11 protein-coding genes and 2 pseudogenes are annotated in these 13046 nt (G+C 61.5%); 11 read left to right on the top strand and 2 right to left on the bottom strand.

Features of this window, described 5'->3' with window-relative positions:
• From C2L80_RS14135 to C2L80_RS14650, 4 genes and pseudogenes are all read left to right on the top strand, one after another.
• Positions 1-368: pseudogene (locus C2L80_RS14135) on the top strand (hypothetical protein); the annotation flags it as partial.
• A gap of 115 nt (positions 369-483) precedes the next feature.
• Positions 484-3246: a molybdopterin-dependent oxidoreductase gene (locus C2L80_RS05160; RefSeq protein ID WP_087196662.1), complete on the top strand. Its 2763-nt coding sequence runs from the start codon at positions 484-486 to the stop codon at positions 3244-3246.
• A 3-nt stretch (positions 3247-3249) separates the two neighbouring features.
• On the top strand, positions 3250-3831 hold the full coding sequence (locus tag C2L80_RS05155; RefSeq protein ID WP_087196660.1) for a 4Fe-4S dicluster domain-containing protein: 582 nt from the start codon (positions 3250-3252) through the stop codon (positions 3829-3831).
• A gap of 38 nt (positions 3832-3869) precedes the next feature.
• Positions 3870-4373: pseudogene (locus C2L80_RS14650) on the top strand (TorD/DmsD family molecular chaperone); the annotation flags it as partial.
• On the opposite strand, the gene C2L80_RS05145 reads toward C2L80_RS14650, so the two are convergent.
• Entirely contained in the window at positions 4320-5945 is a 1626-nt protein-coding gene (locus C2L80_RS05145; protein ID WP_420820259.1) for a lipase family protein, read from the bottom strand. The pseudogene C2L80_RS14650 and the gene C2L80_RS05145 sit on opposite strands and share 54 nt — an antisense overlap.
• A gap of 329 nt (positions 5946-6274) precedes the next feature.
• A complete protein-coding gene (locus C2L80_RS05140) occupies positions 6275-7126 on the bottom strand; it encodes an alpha/beta hydrolase (protein ID WP_239938724.1) in 852 nt (283 codons plus the stop codon).
• A 179-nt stretch (positions 7127-7305) separates the two neighbouring features.
• Here C2L80_RS05140 and C2L80_RS05135 point away from each other — a divergent pair, with 179 nt between their 5' ends.
• The 7 genes from C2L80_RS05135 to C2L80_RS05105 all read left to right on the top strand — a co-directional run bounded on the left by C2L80_RS05135 (position 7306) and on the right by C2L80_RS05105 (position 13041).
• Positions 7306-7620 carry a DUF6442 family protein gene (locus tag C2L80_RS05135; protein WP_087196656.1) on the top strand — a complete coding sequence of 105 codons (315 nt, stop codon included), beginning with the start codon at positions 7306-7308 and terminating at the stop codon, positions 7618-7620.
• Between the two features lie 11 nt (positions 7621-7631).
• Positions 7632-7880: a helix-turn-helix transcriptional regulator gene (locus C2L80_RS05130; protein WP_087196654.1), complete on the top strand. Its 249-nt coding sequence runs from the start codon at positions 7632-7634 to the stop codon at positions 7878-7880.
• Positions 7881-7969: 89 nt separating this feature from the next.
• Complete coding sequence (locus tag C2L80_RS05125) at positions 7970-8362, top strand: toxin (protein ID WP_087196652.1); 393 nt, start codon at positions 7970-7972, stop codon at positions 8360-8362.
• A gap of 4 nt (positions 8363-8366) precedes the next feature.
• Entirely contained in the window at positions 8367-9380 is a 1014-nt protein-coding gene (locus C2L80_RS05120) for a type II TA system antitoxin MqsA family protein (RefSeq protein WP_417133520.1), read from the top strand.
• Positions 9381-9613: 233 nt separating this feature from the next.
• The gene (gene metG, locus C2L80_RS05115) at positions 9614-11203 is read left to right on the top strand and encodes a methionine--tRNA ligase (protein ID WP_087196648.1); all 1590 of its coding nucleotides are present in this window, start codon (positions 9614-9616) and stop codon (positions 11201-11203) included.
• 81 nt (positions 11204-11284) lie between these two features.
• Positions 11285-11677 (top strand): AlbA family DNA-binding domain-containing protein, encoded by a 393-nt coding sequence (locus tag C2L80_RS14645; RefSeq protein ID WP_129589898.1) that lies wholly within the window; start codon positions 11285-11287, stop codon positions 11675-11677.
• 305 nt (positions 11678-11982) lie between these two features.
• Positions 11983-13041, top strand: a complete 1059-nt coding sequence (locus C2L80_RS05105; protein WP_092198343.1) for a TatD family hydrolase — start codon at positions 11983-11985, stop codon at positions 13039-13041.
• Positions 13042-13046: the final 5 nt, after the last annotated feature.

Raw genomic sequence — 13046 nt, 5'->3', positions numbered from 1 at the left:
GCTCGGCCGCCTCGGTCAGGCTGAACCCCGCCGCGACGGCCTCCACGGCGAGCTCCCTGGTCTCCAACGGGTACATGCGGACTCCAATCCGGACACCGGAGTGTCCAACTTTTTGTCCGCACCCCCTTTTCATGGCGATAGCTGTGCTTTTTGCTGTCTCTCTTGCATTTGAGGCGAATCATTTTTTCGATACGCATCACAGCGCGATTCCTTTCCTGGTGGCTATCGCCATTGTGGCTGTCGCTGCGGCATTGGCGTTGGCTACGCGCAGGCGAGGTGGCAAAGTGATGCCTGTTGCGACTTTCGTTTGCGTCTTCATGGGGGTGTGCATCGCTCGCTGGGCGTTCTATTCAGCAAGTGTTGTTTGAGGTTGTGTCTTGCGAGCATGGAGATTCCTTCTGGTTCGGTCGGCGCAGAGCGTGTGGGGAAAATCCATGCAGTCTTTAAAGCGGAAGTGATTGAGTTAATGCGAGGGAGAACATCATGGCTTTGCTCGACAAGGCGATAGGCCGTCGAAACTTCTTAAAAGGAGGGGCTGCGGCCATTGCGGTTGCGGGCCTTTCCGGGTGCGTTCCGGACGGGAAGGATGCCAGCGATCCTGCTGTCGAAAGCGCAAAAGCGCATGCTGTCGAATCCGATGCGGCCATTGTGAACGGTGAGGGCGAATGGGTGACGGTGGACTGCTGGGGCAATTGCGGCGGCCGTTGCATCAATCGGGTGTTTGTGAAAGACGGCGTGGTTCTGAGGCAAAAGACCGACGATATGAAGGAAGACACCGTTGAAACTCCGCAGCAGCGGAGTTGCCCGCGTGGACACCAAATGCGCCAGCACGTGTTCAATGCCAATCGCATCAAATATCCCATGAAACGCAAGAGCTGGCAGCCGGGTGGCGGTGAAAACTCTCATGGTGATTTGCGCGGTGAAGAAGGGTGGCAGCGCATTAGCTGGGATGAGGCACTCGACTATGTCGCACAGGAATTGAAGCGAGTGTATGACGAATACGGCCCGCGTTCTGTGGTATGCATGGGCACTGATTGGCCGGTGCTCAACCTCTTGGGAGGTCGTCTGCAATGGAACGGAACGGAATCGTATGGGAATTGGTATAACGCTCCCGTACGTATGGGCGGCAACATCGGCAATGGCTTGCCCGACTGCTTGGTGGGAAATGATCGCATGGATCTAAAAAACGCAGATACCATTGTGTTTTATGGTATGAACCCTGCGTGGCACAGCGCCGGCAATCCTATGTACTATTACCGTCTTGCAAAAGAAGCAGGGACGGAGTTCGTTTACGTGGGGCCAGAGTACAATGTGTCGGCCAGCGTTCTCGAGGCGAGGTGGGTGAGGGTGCGTCCCGGCACTGATACGGCGTTTCTGCTGGCAGTTGCCTATGAGATGATTAGGCTCGATGACGAGCAGGGCAACATTATCGACTGGGACTTCCTTCATCGATGCACAGTGGGGTTTGACGCCGAGAGCATGCCCGCTGAGGCTGTTATCAATGAGAATTTTCAGGCGTATGTTCTTGGGGAATACGATGGTGTTCCGAAAACCCGCGAATGGGCTACCGAAATATGCGGAACTCCTGTTGAAGACATTACCTGGTATGCCGGACAGATGCGCAAGACGCGCGATGTCATGCTGCTGCACAATTACGCTCCTTCGCGTTATCGCGGCAGCACCGATCTGCCCCAGCTGTTTCTTACCGTGGCTTGCATGGGCGGTCATCTGGGCCGATCCGGGAACGCGGTGGCTGCCACGTTCTCCATCGAGTCGGCCAATAGCGGTACGAAGCTGGTGAAGTTGGGCGATCCCGCCATTGGCGGAGTCAAAATAGGGGCAGGGGTTGCGAGTGTTGTGGTTCCGAAGAACACCTTGGAGTACTCCGAGTTGCCGAAGCCTACGATATGGAAGGACATGGACGAAGGGCACTATACGGGTTATGGGGACTATCGCAATGGGGCGCTCGATAACGGCTGGGTGAAGAAGGACGGGTACCTGCCTCCGAAAGAGTTCGATTTCGACCCCAAGATCATCGTGAACGATTACCACAACCCTTTGCAGGCGACCGAAGACGTCAACCGCGGTATCAAGGTGTTTAAAAAGATGGACATGGTGGTTAACATCGAATACCGATTTACGCTGACGAGCCAGTACGCCGACATTCTATTGCCGTGCTTTACCGCATGGGAGGGGAATCTGGATCCTGACAAGGGCGAATTACAGGTGGCTACGAATGGAATCATGCGTCTGTCGCGCGCTCAATGCAATCGTGATTACGCGCTCTTCTCTCGTCCGGCGGTGCAGCCGCTATTCGAGTCGAAAAATGAGAGCTGGATATACGTTGAAATAGCCAAACGTTGGGGATTCAAAGAATCCGACGTGTTCAGCGTGAGCGACATGCAAAGCTATTTCAACAGGATTGCTGGAGCGGAAGTTATGGACGATGACGGGGTGACATACAAGACGCTCGTCACTATCAGCCAAGAGGACATCGATGCTTGGGGCGTGGAGGGGGAGCCCCAACAAGGTGTCATTTCCCTGAAAGATGTCCTTGAGCAAGGGTATTATCAGGTTCCGCGTACGAAGGATGATAATCACGGGTTTTACGGATACGAGGATTTCGTGAAGGATCCCGAGGAGAATCCCCGTTCAAGCGCCAGTGGAAAACTGGAAATCTACTGCCAAAGCAAAGCGGATGCCATCAATTGGCTTGGATTCGGTTCCGAGGAAGTCAAGCCCTATCCGACGTTCCACACCACAACGTATCAGGAAAGCTTTGCCAACTGGGAAAGGAAGGAAAAAGGGGCGTATCCTTTCATTATGTATCAGCCGCATTATCTGCGACGGGCGCATACGTGCTTTGACGAAGGGGTTTGGATTCGCGAAGCGTGGCCGAATCCTGTCTATATCAGCGCAGAAGACGCGGCGGCGAAGGGCATCGAAACAGGCGATACCGTACTTATTCATAACGATGCCGGCAAGATAGTGCGTATCGCAAGTGTGTTGAATACTCTTATGCCTGGGTGTATCGCCGTCCCCCATGGGTCGCGTACGTATCTCGACCCTGAAACGGGCATCGATTTTGGTGGCAACGAGAATATGCTGGTGGATCATAAAACCCAAGATGACTTCATGCCGCAGTGCGATGGATACAACAGCTGCTTGGTCGACTTCGAAAAGTACAATGGCAAGCCGCTTGCGGCCGATTGCCAATTCGAGCCCGTTCTCTGGACGGAGGAGTGAATCATGGCTCTTGGTTTCTATTTTGACATGTCTCGATGCGTTGGCTGTCGAGTGTGTCAAATTGCCTGCAAAGACCGATTTGATCTGCAGAATGCCGGACCGGTTCCCCGTCGTGTAGCCACATACGAAGTGGGTGCATACCCCGATGCGTCTTTGATTCATATGAGCATCGGCTGCAACCATTGCGACAACCCGGCGTGTGTGGCGAACTGCCCGACGGGTGCTATGTTCAAAGATTCAGAATCGGGTATTGTTCTGCACAATGACGAGGTGTGCATCGGGTGCAGGGCGTGCATGATGTCGTGCCCGTATGGCGCGCCCCAATTTGAAGAGGAAAAGTCGCTCATCGTAAAGTGCGATAGCTGCAAAGCGCTTCGAGGCGCGGGCATGAATCCAGTGTGCGTGGACGCTTGCATGATGCGCGCGCTCGATTTCGGAGAGCTGGATGACCTAAGGGCGAAGTACGGTAGCGATCTGGTCAGAGAGGTGCCTTCCATAGCCAGCGCCGAAGGGACTTCGCCGAATCTTCTCATAAAGACGTCCACTTCCGCTTTGCGCAAAGATTTCACGGAGATCATACTGTGAGCGCTCGGTCGGTGGACAATGATGTGGAGGGGCGGGGAATGGCGTGTGATGAGCTGCTATCCCTTGAGGCGCTCTTAGTGAGTCGTGCCTACTTGTACACGCTATTTCACAAGGTGTTCGGAGGTGAGCCAGATGAGCGGCTTTTAAAGCTGGTTGCCGCTTCTACGACCGAGGACGTTCTTGATGAGTATGCTGAGGAATGCGAAGTCTTGGCGAAGCTGAAAGGGTTCGTTTCCGTTCTTGGGCAGAGGTTGAGCGATGGGCATTTTATTGCCGAGATTCGCGACGAATACACTCGGTTCTTCCAAGGTCCTGCAGATCTTCCGGCACTTCCTTGGGAGTCTGCTCACATTGGAAACGAGCGCATGGTGTTTCAGGCCAGTACGCTTGCGGTTCGCGAAGCATATTGTGCGCAGGGGCTTCGACTAAAACTGTGCGGTCGCATGCCCGATGACCATGTTTCGGTTATGTGCGCGTTCATGGGAATCCTAGCGAAAAGGGCGCTCAAAGCTTTTCGCACAAGGAATTACGAGGTGTTTCGGCGGTTGATGCTCGCGCAGTATTCGTTCGCCTGTCAGCATATGACGAACTGGCTGCCTGAGTACTCTTTGCATGCGCTTCGTGTTCAAAAGGCGTTTCTTTATCCCCAATTTGCTCAAGGTGTGGCGGCCTTTGTGGAGGTTGACGAAGTCTTTTGCACCCACGCGATTCGCTGGGTTGACGATGCTGTCTCGGTCGCAGAGTATGCGGAGGCGCATTACTCCTCCGAACGGTATTTCGGAGAAGCGGAGGCTGCGATGAGCGAGCTTTCCGCTCTTGTTCTTCGAGGTATTGAGGAGAACGAATTGACGGTCATTGGTGAACGCTCGTCGCGCGAGCGCTCCCTGTGAACTTCGCGCGCTCTCCCTCGCACCCGCTCGCGCGAAAGAGAGCGCGCTTTCGTCTACGGCTTGCATCCAGGCGATGTAGGTGTCGGGGTAGTGCGCGAGAAGCGCCGAGCCGGCATCGATGGCGGCGAGCTGCTGCAGCGCCGAGAACGCGCCCGCCGGATTCAGGAGGCTGTCGGGCGTCGGCAGGAGTTTGGCGGCCTTCGAGCCGAACGCGGCGAGCGAGGCGAGCGCGTCGGGACCGCAGTAATCGGCGTGCCCGGTGTTGCGTTCGTAGGCTTGCCGCATGGCGGCAAGCGCCGCCTCGAAGCGGGGGTCGCCAACCCCCGGCAGCGCGACGGTGGTGCCGTAGCGACCGTATCCCCACGATGAGAGCGGAAGCTGGGGCACGATGTCCGAAGGGTTCACGATGTTGAAGATGCCCCGGTAGGCTGCGGCGTCGTGCGCCTTCGAGCGCGTCGTGCCCGGTGCGGCGAACGTGTAGGCGTACACGCCGTCCGCGCGGGCGAGGGCGTCCGGCCCGTTCGCGCGGTCGGCGATCTCGGCGGCCAGGAGGTTCGCGATGGCCCCGCCGCGGCTGTGGCCCGTCGCCAACACGCGGGTGCGGGAAGGGTCGGCTCCGATCTCGCGCAGGTAGGAGGCCAGCGCGTCGGCCACCTCGCGTTCGGCGATGCGGTACCCTTCGTGGTCGGGGCGTCCGTGCGCGTCGAAGATGCTGAAGTTGCTGAGCCATTCCGCGCCGTACGTGCCCCGCACGCCCACGAACGCGAGGGTGTCGCCGCTCGGAAGGCGCTTCGCGGCCAGCGTGTAGGCCGATGTGCCGTGCGTTCCGTTCACAAGGGCCGCCACCTGGTCGATCACCGTGCTGCGCAGCGCGTAGGACTCGGTGCGCACGTGCTGGAAGCCCAGGGAGGCCAGCGCATGCTCGGCGTAGGGATCTTCGGCGCCGTCGCTGCTGTAGAAGCGCGATTCGGAGTTGCACACCGCGCTGAGCACCGCACACGTCGTGGCGAGGTCGTGGTTGTAGGAGCCGGCGTCCGTGGAGAACCAGGCGTCGTCGAACGCAAGGCGCGTGGAGGTGCGCCCCGCCGGGTTGCCGGGGTCGCGCGCGGCCACGGCCTCGCTGCAGTATTCGACAACGACGGTGCCGTCCGCGTCGGTCGCGGGCGATGCGGGAGCGGATTGCAGGGCGGCGGCCTGCGCCTGGGGGACGCTGACGAGGTCCATCGAGGTGGCCACGTAGCGCATCTGGACGGCGAACAGGCCCACGATGGCGATGGCCGTCAGCGAGGCGGCGACCGTGGCGATCGGGCGGGCTGGCTTCGTCACTCCGTGCTCCTTCGGCGGGCGTTCGATCTTGCGTTCACGCGCCCAGTATACGGATGTTGGTGCGCTGACGGCTGGCCGTTACCGAAATGACACGCATCGCGCGATCGCATGCCGGCGCGGCGGTTGAGAGCGGGCCGGCGTTTCCCCTTTGCCGCCTATCTCGCCGCCGGCGCGCTGTCCGCTTGCGCTGATTCTTGCGGCCTTTCCACGCGTCGCGTCGAAGCGCGTCAGGCCGCGCGCGCTTCGAGGTAGGCGTCCACGGCGTCGGCCGTTTGCTCGCGCTGCTCTTCGGGCGCGATGGAGGCCTCGCCATCGCCGTCCTGCGGGCCGTATGTGCCGAAGCCCGCGTGGTTGCCGCCGGCGATCTTTACCGTCTGCGCGTCCGGCGGCAGAAGCGCCTCCCCTTCCGACAGCTTGTCCCGGTTGACCACCTCGTCGTTCTCCCCGTAGACGACGAGCGCGCCCAGGTCGGTTGCGGAGAGGTCGCTTGCCGAGTACGCGCCCAGCAGCACGATGCCGCCGAGCGCGGCGTCGTCCGAATGGTCGGCCGCATACTGGGCCGCCATGGAGCCTCCGAGCGAGTGCCCGCCCACCCACCAGGTTTTCACCTGGGGAAACGCCGAACGCACGCCGTCGGCTGCGTTGATGTCGAAAAACGCGAGGTTGAACGGCATCTCCACCACCACGGCCAGATATCCGCGTTCGGCCAGCTCGCGCATGAGCGGGGCGTACGCCGTGTACTCGACCTTCGCGCCCGGGTAGAGCACGATGCCCGTCTCGGCCGCGGGGTCGCCGAACGCCAGGTAGCTCTCGCCCTGCTGCACGGGGAGCGCTTCGGTCGACGCGAGGTCGTGGCTGGCCGCGTCCAGGTCGTGGTAGAAGTCGCCCACGTACGCGAAGAACGCCGCTGCCGCCAGCACCGCCGCCACAACGAGCACGACGAGCGCGATGGCCACCCGCTGCGGCCAGCGCCGGCGCGGCGCGACGGCGGCGGTTCCGGTTTCCGTTTCGGCCTTTCGGCCTGCGAGGCTGTTCCCATGCTGCTCCATGCCTTCGATGATAGCAGGTTCTCGCCTCATGAGCCCCTCGAGTTCGCCTCTGCGCCGCGCTGTCAACGTTCGGCACTCCTTGCGTTTCTCAGATATGATAAGTATACTTGTCATATTGATAAGAAAACTTGGCAATTGCACGAACGAACGGTTCGTGTAAAGCATCCGAAACATCCGAAGGCCGGACGAGGTGGCTCGGGAGGTGCAGTATGGACAAAGAGGAGATCTTGGCGAAGAGCCGCGAGGAGAATCGCGGTGCCGATGAGCGGTTTCGTATCCTGCATCAGCGGCAAAGCGCGGTCATGGTCGGCGCCATGTTGGCCATGTGGCTCTTTCTGTTCCTTTGGAACGTGTTCCGCGGCCTGGACACCAGCCAGGGCGGCGCCATCATGCTCTCCGGCGTGGCCGCTATGGGTTTCTGGCAGTTCTACCAGTTCAAAATGAAGCTCGGTCTTGTCTGCGGCCTCTTGGCCGCGTTCGGCGCCGTGACGTTCGCGATCACGTACCTCGCAGAAACGATGTGAGGTCGGCCGTGATGAAGCTTCCCTCCTTCGGGATCGACGATGTCCACGGCAACGACGGCGAGCTCGAGCTGAAGAACCGCCTTAAGGCCGCCCGCGCGGAGGCGGGGCTGTCGCAGCTTGAACTCGCGCGCCTCGTGGGCGTGTCGAGGCAGACCATATCGTCCATCGAGACGGGCCTGTTCAACCCTACGGCGAAGCTGGCCCTCGTCCTGTGCATCGCTCTCGACAAGAAGTTCGAGGATTTGTTCTATTTCGATTGATCGCATCAATTGAGGTGATCTTTCTTGACATGGGATCGTTTGTCATATAGTATGAGCACATCAATTGAGGTGAATCTGAGTGAGGGTCGATGCCGGACAAGGTGGCCGAAAGATGGAAGATCGAAGCCGTGCTGGCTTTGGTGCGGGCTGTTCCTTACGAGCGATTTGTCATCGCCGGATTGGGAAACCCGCAAGGAAAGACGAGACGGTTCATGCAGCTTGTCGGATTCGGCGGGCGGCAGGTTCACGAGACTGTTTGCGGCCTGCGCGTTTCCGATTACTCTGCTGGTCCTCTTCCCGACGATAAGGGGCGTCCCCACGATGTGTGGGTGTTCGGCACCTATGTGCCTGCATTTGAGGTGTATGTCAAGTTGGCCGTTTTCTTCTCGTCGGGAAGCGCGCAAGCGGTGTGCGTCTCGTTTCACGAAGCCGAGTATCGATTGTCGTATCCGTACCGAAGGGAGGTCCCCAAGCTTGTCTGAAATCGTGAGAACCATCTGCGATGTCTGTTGCAACGAGGTCGATGCTCCGGTGGTTGCGGTTCGCGAAACGGTCGATGTCAGGGGCGTCTCCGTAACCGACGAGTTTTGGTATCCCGTCTGCCCTTTGTGCGGCAACCGTATCGGTCATGCGGCAACTATGGATCGCAACTTTGAGAAGATGTACGCGGCCTACCGCGAAGCTCGGGATATTCCGCAGCCCGACGAGATCGTGGCCTTGCGGCGACGCTATGGGTTCTCGCAGCGCGTGTTCGCGGCTGTGCTCGGCATCGGGGTGGCCAGCGTGCAGCGCTACGAAGGCGGCGCCCTTCCCTCGGAGTCGCATGCCGAGCTGCTTCGCCAAGCGCGCGATCCCCAGGCGCTGCGCGAGCGTCTGCGCAGCGGAGCGCCGCGCTTGGGGGAGCGGGATCGCGAGCGAGCGCTGCGAGCCGTCGAGCAGCAGGCGGCTCGCAAGATGGACTATGCCGTGGTGCGCCTCGACCTGCTGGATCGTCTGCCGCGCGTGGCCTTGCCGGAAACGGGTCTGCGCGCCTTCGATGCCGATCGTTTGCGAGAGGCGGTGGTCTACCTTGCGGCGCACGTGGGGAGCCTGTTCGTGACGAAGCTGAACAAGGTGCTGTTCTACCTGGATTTCTCGGCCTACCGCGACGAGGGCGTCGGTTTCACGGGGCTGCGCTACGCCCGCGCCGACTACGGGCCGGTTCCCGACCAGTACGACCTTGTCATGGCCGCGCTCGTGGACGGAGCGACGCTCGCGTACCGCGAGCAGGGCGACGGGCGTGTCGTCGTCGCACGGCGCGGCGCCGACCTTTCCGCCTTCTCCCCGCGGGAGGTCGCCCGCCTCGACGCCGTGGCGGCTTTCGCGAACGGTTTCGCCTCCACTGCGGAGCTGTCCGCGTACTCGCACGAGGAGCGGGCTTGGTTGGAAACTCCCTCGGGGGAGGTGATCGACTATGCTTTCGCCTGCGACCTGCGCATGCCCGCAGCACCGCTCCCTTAGGGCGCTCTTCGCCCGCGACGCGCCCGGCTTGGGTGTCCCCCGCGCCTCGGTGCGGCGTTCGGGCGCGTCTGCGCGATGTTGCCGCTGCGCCTGACGTTCTCGTTTCGTGTGCTCGAAGCGAGGCGCGGCCCTTCGCACGGAACCCGCGTGCTACAATAAATCGGTTATTGCGCTTGTCCATGTGGCTGGCTGGGCATCATTCGCCCTGCGGTCCCGATATGTAAGGAAGCACCATGTCAAAGGGAACTTACTCGTTCACCACCCCCATCTACTACGTCAACGCGGCCCCGCACCTCGGCACGGCGTACACCACCATCGCAGCCGACACCGTGGCGCGCTACCAGCGTATGAACGGCTACGACGTCGCGTTCGTCACGGGCATGGACGAGCACGGCCAGAAGGTGGCCGACACGGCCGCCGCCAAGGGCATGACCCCGCAGGACTGGTGCGATTCCATGGAGCCCGCGTTCCGCGACGCGTGGGACATGCTCGGCATCACGTACACCGATTTCGTGCGCACCACCGAGCCGCGCCACGCCGTGACCGTGCAGAAGTTCTGGCAGGACCTCTACGACAAGGGCTGGTGCTACAAGGGCAGCTACGAGGGCTGGTACTGCGTGCACGAGGAGACGTACTACGCCGAGAGCGATCTCGAGAAGAACGAGGACGGGCAGCTCGTGTGCCCCGACTGCAAGCGCCCCGTGCAGAAGGCGGGCGGCGAGGAGAACTGGTTTTTCAAGCTGTCCGAGTTCGGCGACAAGCTGCTTGAATTCTACGAGGAGAACCCCGACTTCATCTGCCCCGAGACGCGCAAGAACGAGATCGTGTCGTTCGTGAAGAGCGGCCTGAAGGACCTGTCCATCAGCCGCAGCACGTTCGACTGGGGCGTCCCGCTGCCCTTCGACGAGGGGCATGTGGCCTACGTGTGGGCCGACGCGCTCTTGGCCTACCTCACCGGCATCGGCTACGGCGATGAAGGCGAGCGTGCCGGCGAGTTCGAGCGCCGCTGGCCCATGCAGTACCACTTCGTAGGCAAGGACATCACGCGCTTCCACTGCGTCATCTGGCCGGCCATGCTCATGGCGGCCGGCATGCCCATCACGCACACGGTGTTCGGCCACGGCTTTCTGCTCACGAAGGGCGAGAAGATGTCGAAGTCGAAGGGCAACGCGCTCAAGCCGGCCGATCTGTGCAAGGTGTTCGGCGTGGACGCGTACCGCTACTACTTCATGAGCGACGTGCAGTTCGGCGCGGACGGCTCCATCTCGCTTGAGCGCATGGTGCAGGTGTACAACGCCGACTTGGCGAACACCTGGGGAAACCTCTGCAGCCGCGTGTTCAACATGACGAAGAAGTACTTCGACGGCGCGGTGCCCGAGGTGCCCGCCGAGGTCAAGGCGAAGGAGAACCCGCTGCGCGCCATCTCGGACGAGCTGTACGCCGAATACGATGCCGCCCTCGCCGCCGCCGACTTCACCCGCGCCGCCGCCGCGGTGCAGAAGCTGGCGAGCCGCGTGAACCTGTACGTGGAGGAAAGCGCGCCGTGGAACCTCGCGAAGAGCGAGGAAACCGCCGGCGAGCTGGCCGAAGTCATCTACAACGCGCTTGAGGCCATCCGCATCATCGCGCTGTACATGGCGCCGCTCATGCCCAACACGTCGGCAGAGGTGTTCAGGCGCCTGTCGCTTGGCTCGGTGACGGACGTGACCGACATCGAGGCGGCTACGGCGTGGGGGCAGCTGCCCGCTGGCAACGCCGTGGAGATCGGCGACCCCCTGTTCCCGCGCCTGGACACGGACGCCATCGATCTGAGCATGGAGTAGCGTTGCGCGAATTGCCGGCCTACGGGTCCTCTGGCTTGCGGGGCTTGTGCGCTGGCATGCGAGAATGCGGAGGGGGTGGACATGAGCATCGGCGGTGAAAGCGAATACGTAGAGCGCAAGAGATCCGCTGGCGAGCATCGTGAGGCCGTGCAGTCCATCGCCTCCATACTCAACAAGCATGGGCGCGGCGAACTGTTCTTTGACGTCGACGATGAGGGCAACGTGGTGGGACAGCAGGTGTCCGATCGCGCTCTTCGGGATAGAGGAAAATTCAGGATCTGTGTGACGAGGCGGGGGTCGGTCTTTGCCATAGGCGTATTTCTTTGGCGCCAAGCTCGCTTTCGCCCGTCCCGATCCGTTCGCTTTGGTGGAGAGGGGGCCTGTCGGAGAGGGCGTGGCTGCATCGAAAGGGTTTTGGTCGCACGGAGGCGAAGGAATGCCCGTCTCTTTGAATGCGCTTGCATTGCTGGATGACAGGCGGAAGGCATCCGTTGAGATCGCTGCGACCAAAGGGAAGGTCGCTGCGAAGATGCTTTCAAATCGCGCCGGCGCATCGATTCGCACTTCATCGCTCGCGTTGAAAGGATTGGGCGCAGACGGCGTGTTCGTTTTGCGGGGGAAGAGCGTCCATGACTCGTATCGGTACTATGAGTTGCCGCAAAGCTCATCGACTTGCGATTCGTGAGCGCTTCGGAGCGCTTCGGAGTGCTCCGAAGCTTTGGAAAGCCGGACTGCTGACGAAGAATTTTGCCAAGGCACCGTGAAGGAGGTGTTTGACAATGGTTGAAAGCAACGGAGAGCCCGTGTTCCGCGACGCGTTGTTCCGTCAGAAGCGCAAGCACGGGAAGTATCGTGTGGTCGAGCCGCCCGCGCTCGAGGCGCTGGTGGCCGACACGCACGCCCATCTGCAGCTTTTGCCCGATCCGGCGCTCGCGCTCGCGCGCTGCGCCGTTCACGGGGTGAGGTTCGTCTGCACCATCGTCGATGCGTTCGAGGACGGCGCGACCACGTTCGAGCGGCTGGATGCGTGGCGCGAAGAGGCGGCAGCCCTCGCTTCGACGCTCGAGGGCGCGCCGGAGGCCGCGGGGGCCGTCGCCTCCGGGACTGCAGGGTGCGCGGTGCCGCATGTCCGCATCGCGACGGGCTGCCATCCCCACAATGCGAAGCACTACGACGATGCGCTTGAGGCTCGTCTGCGCGAGCGGTTGGCCGATCCGCGCGTGTGCGCGCTCGGCGAGGTGGGCCTCGACTATCATTACGACTTCTCGCCGCGCGACGAGCAGCGCGATGCCTTCCGTCGGCAGATCCGTCTGGCGAAAGAGGCGGGGCTGCCGCTTGTCCTGCACGTGCGCGAGGCACATGACGACGCGCTCGCCCTTATGCGCGAAGAGGGCTTTCCCGCGGCGGGCACGCTTCTGCATTGTTTCAACCTCGATTGGGCTACCCTCGAACCGTGGCTTGCGGAAGGATGCCATGCGGCGTTCGGCGGGCCGCTCACGTTCAAAAGCACCGACGAGGTGCGCGATGCCGCCTCCCGCATGCCGCTCGACCGCTTGCTCACCGAGACGGACGCGCCCTATATGACGCCCGAGCCGATGCGCGGTATGACCTGCGGTCCCGAGCATGTCGTGTTCACGGCGGCGCGCTTGGCCGAGGCGCGCGGATGCGCGGCGGGGGACGAGCGCAAAGCGCTGCTCGCGCAGCTCATGGAAAACGCACGCGACTTGCTCGACCGGTCGCCCACGCCGTGGCAGCGCGCCCGCGCGTCGGCTGCGGATGCGGCCGGCGGTGCACCGGAAGCCACGCCTTCGGCTTCCGCTTCCGGAGAAAGTGAGTGATGCCC

It is taken from the genome of Rubneribacter badeniensis, from assembly GCF_002899695.1.
GTDB classification, from domain to species: Bacteria; Actinomycetota; Coriobacteriia; order Coriobacteriales; family Eggerthellaceae; genus Rubneribacter; species Rubneribacter badeniensis.
This window is presented reverse-complemented; position numbering and strand designations above follow the sequence as displayed.

Bases quoted from the DNA above. Each gene is read 5' to 3' on its own strand.
- C2L80_RS05160 (WP_087196662.1), top strand. From the start codon at position 484: ATGGCTTTGCTCGACAAGGCGATAGGCCGTCGAAACTTCTTAAAAGGA.
- C2L80_RS05125 (WP_087196652.1), top strand. From the start codon at position 7,970: ATGCCGGACAAGGTGGCCGAAAGATGGAAGATCGAAGCCGTGCTGGCT.
- C2L80_RS14645 (WP_129589898.1), top strand. From the start codon at position 11,285: ATGAGCATCGGCGGTGAAAGCGAATACGTAGAGCGCAAGAGATCCGCT.
- C2L80_RS05105 (WP_092198343.1), top strand. From the start codon at position 11,983: ATGGTTGAAAGCAACGGAGAGCCCGTGTTCCGCGACGCGTTGTTCCGT.
- C2L80_RS05155 (WP_087196660.1), top strand. From the start codon at position 3,250: ATGGCTCTTGGTTTCTATTTTGACATGTCTCGATGCGTTGGCTGTCGA.
- metG (WP_087196648.1), top strand. From the start codon at position 9,614: ATGTCAAAGGGAACTTACTCGTTCACCACCCCCATCTACTACGTCAAC.
- C2L80_RS05135 (WP_087196656.1), top strand. From the start codon at position 7,306: ATGGACAAAGAGGAGATCTTGGCGAAGAGCCGCGAGGAGAATCGCGGT.
- C2L80_RS05130 (WP_087196654.1), top strand. From the start codon at position 7,632: ATGAAGCTTCCCTCCTTCGGGATCGACGATGTCCACGGCAACGACGGC.
- C2L80_RS05145 (WP_420820259.1), bottom strand. From the start codon at position 5,945: ATGGACCTCGTCAGCGTCCCCCAGGCGCAGGCCGCCGCCCTGCAATCC.
- C2L80_RS05140 (WP_239938724.1), bottom strand. From the start codon at position 7,126: ATGAGGCGAGAACCTGCTATCATCGAAGGCATGGAGCAGCATGGGAAC.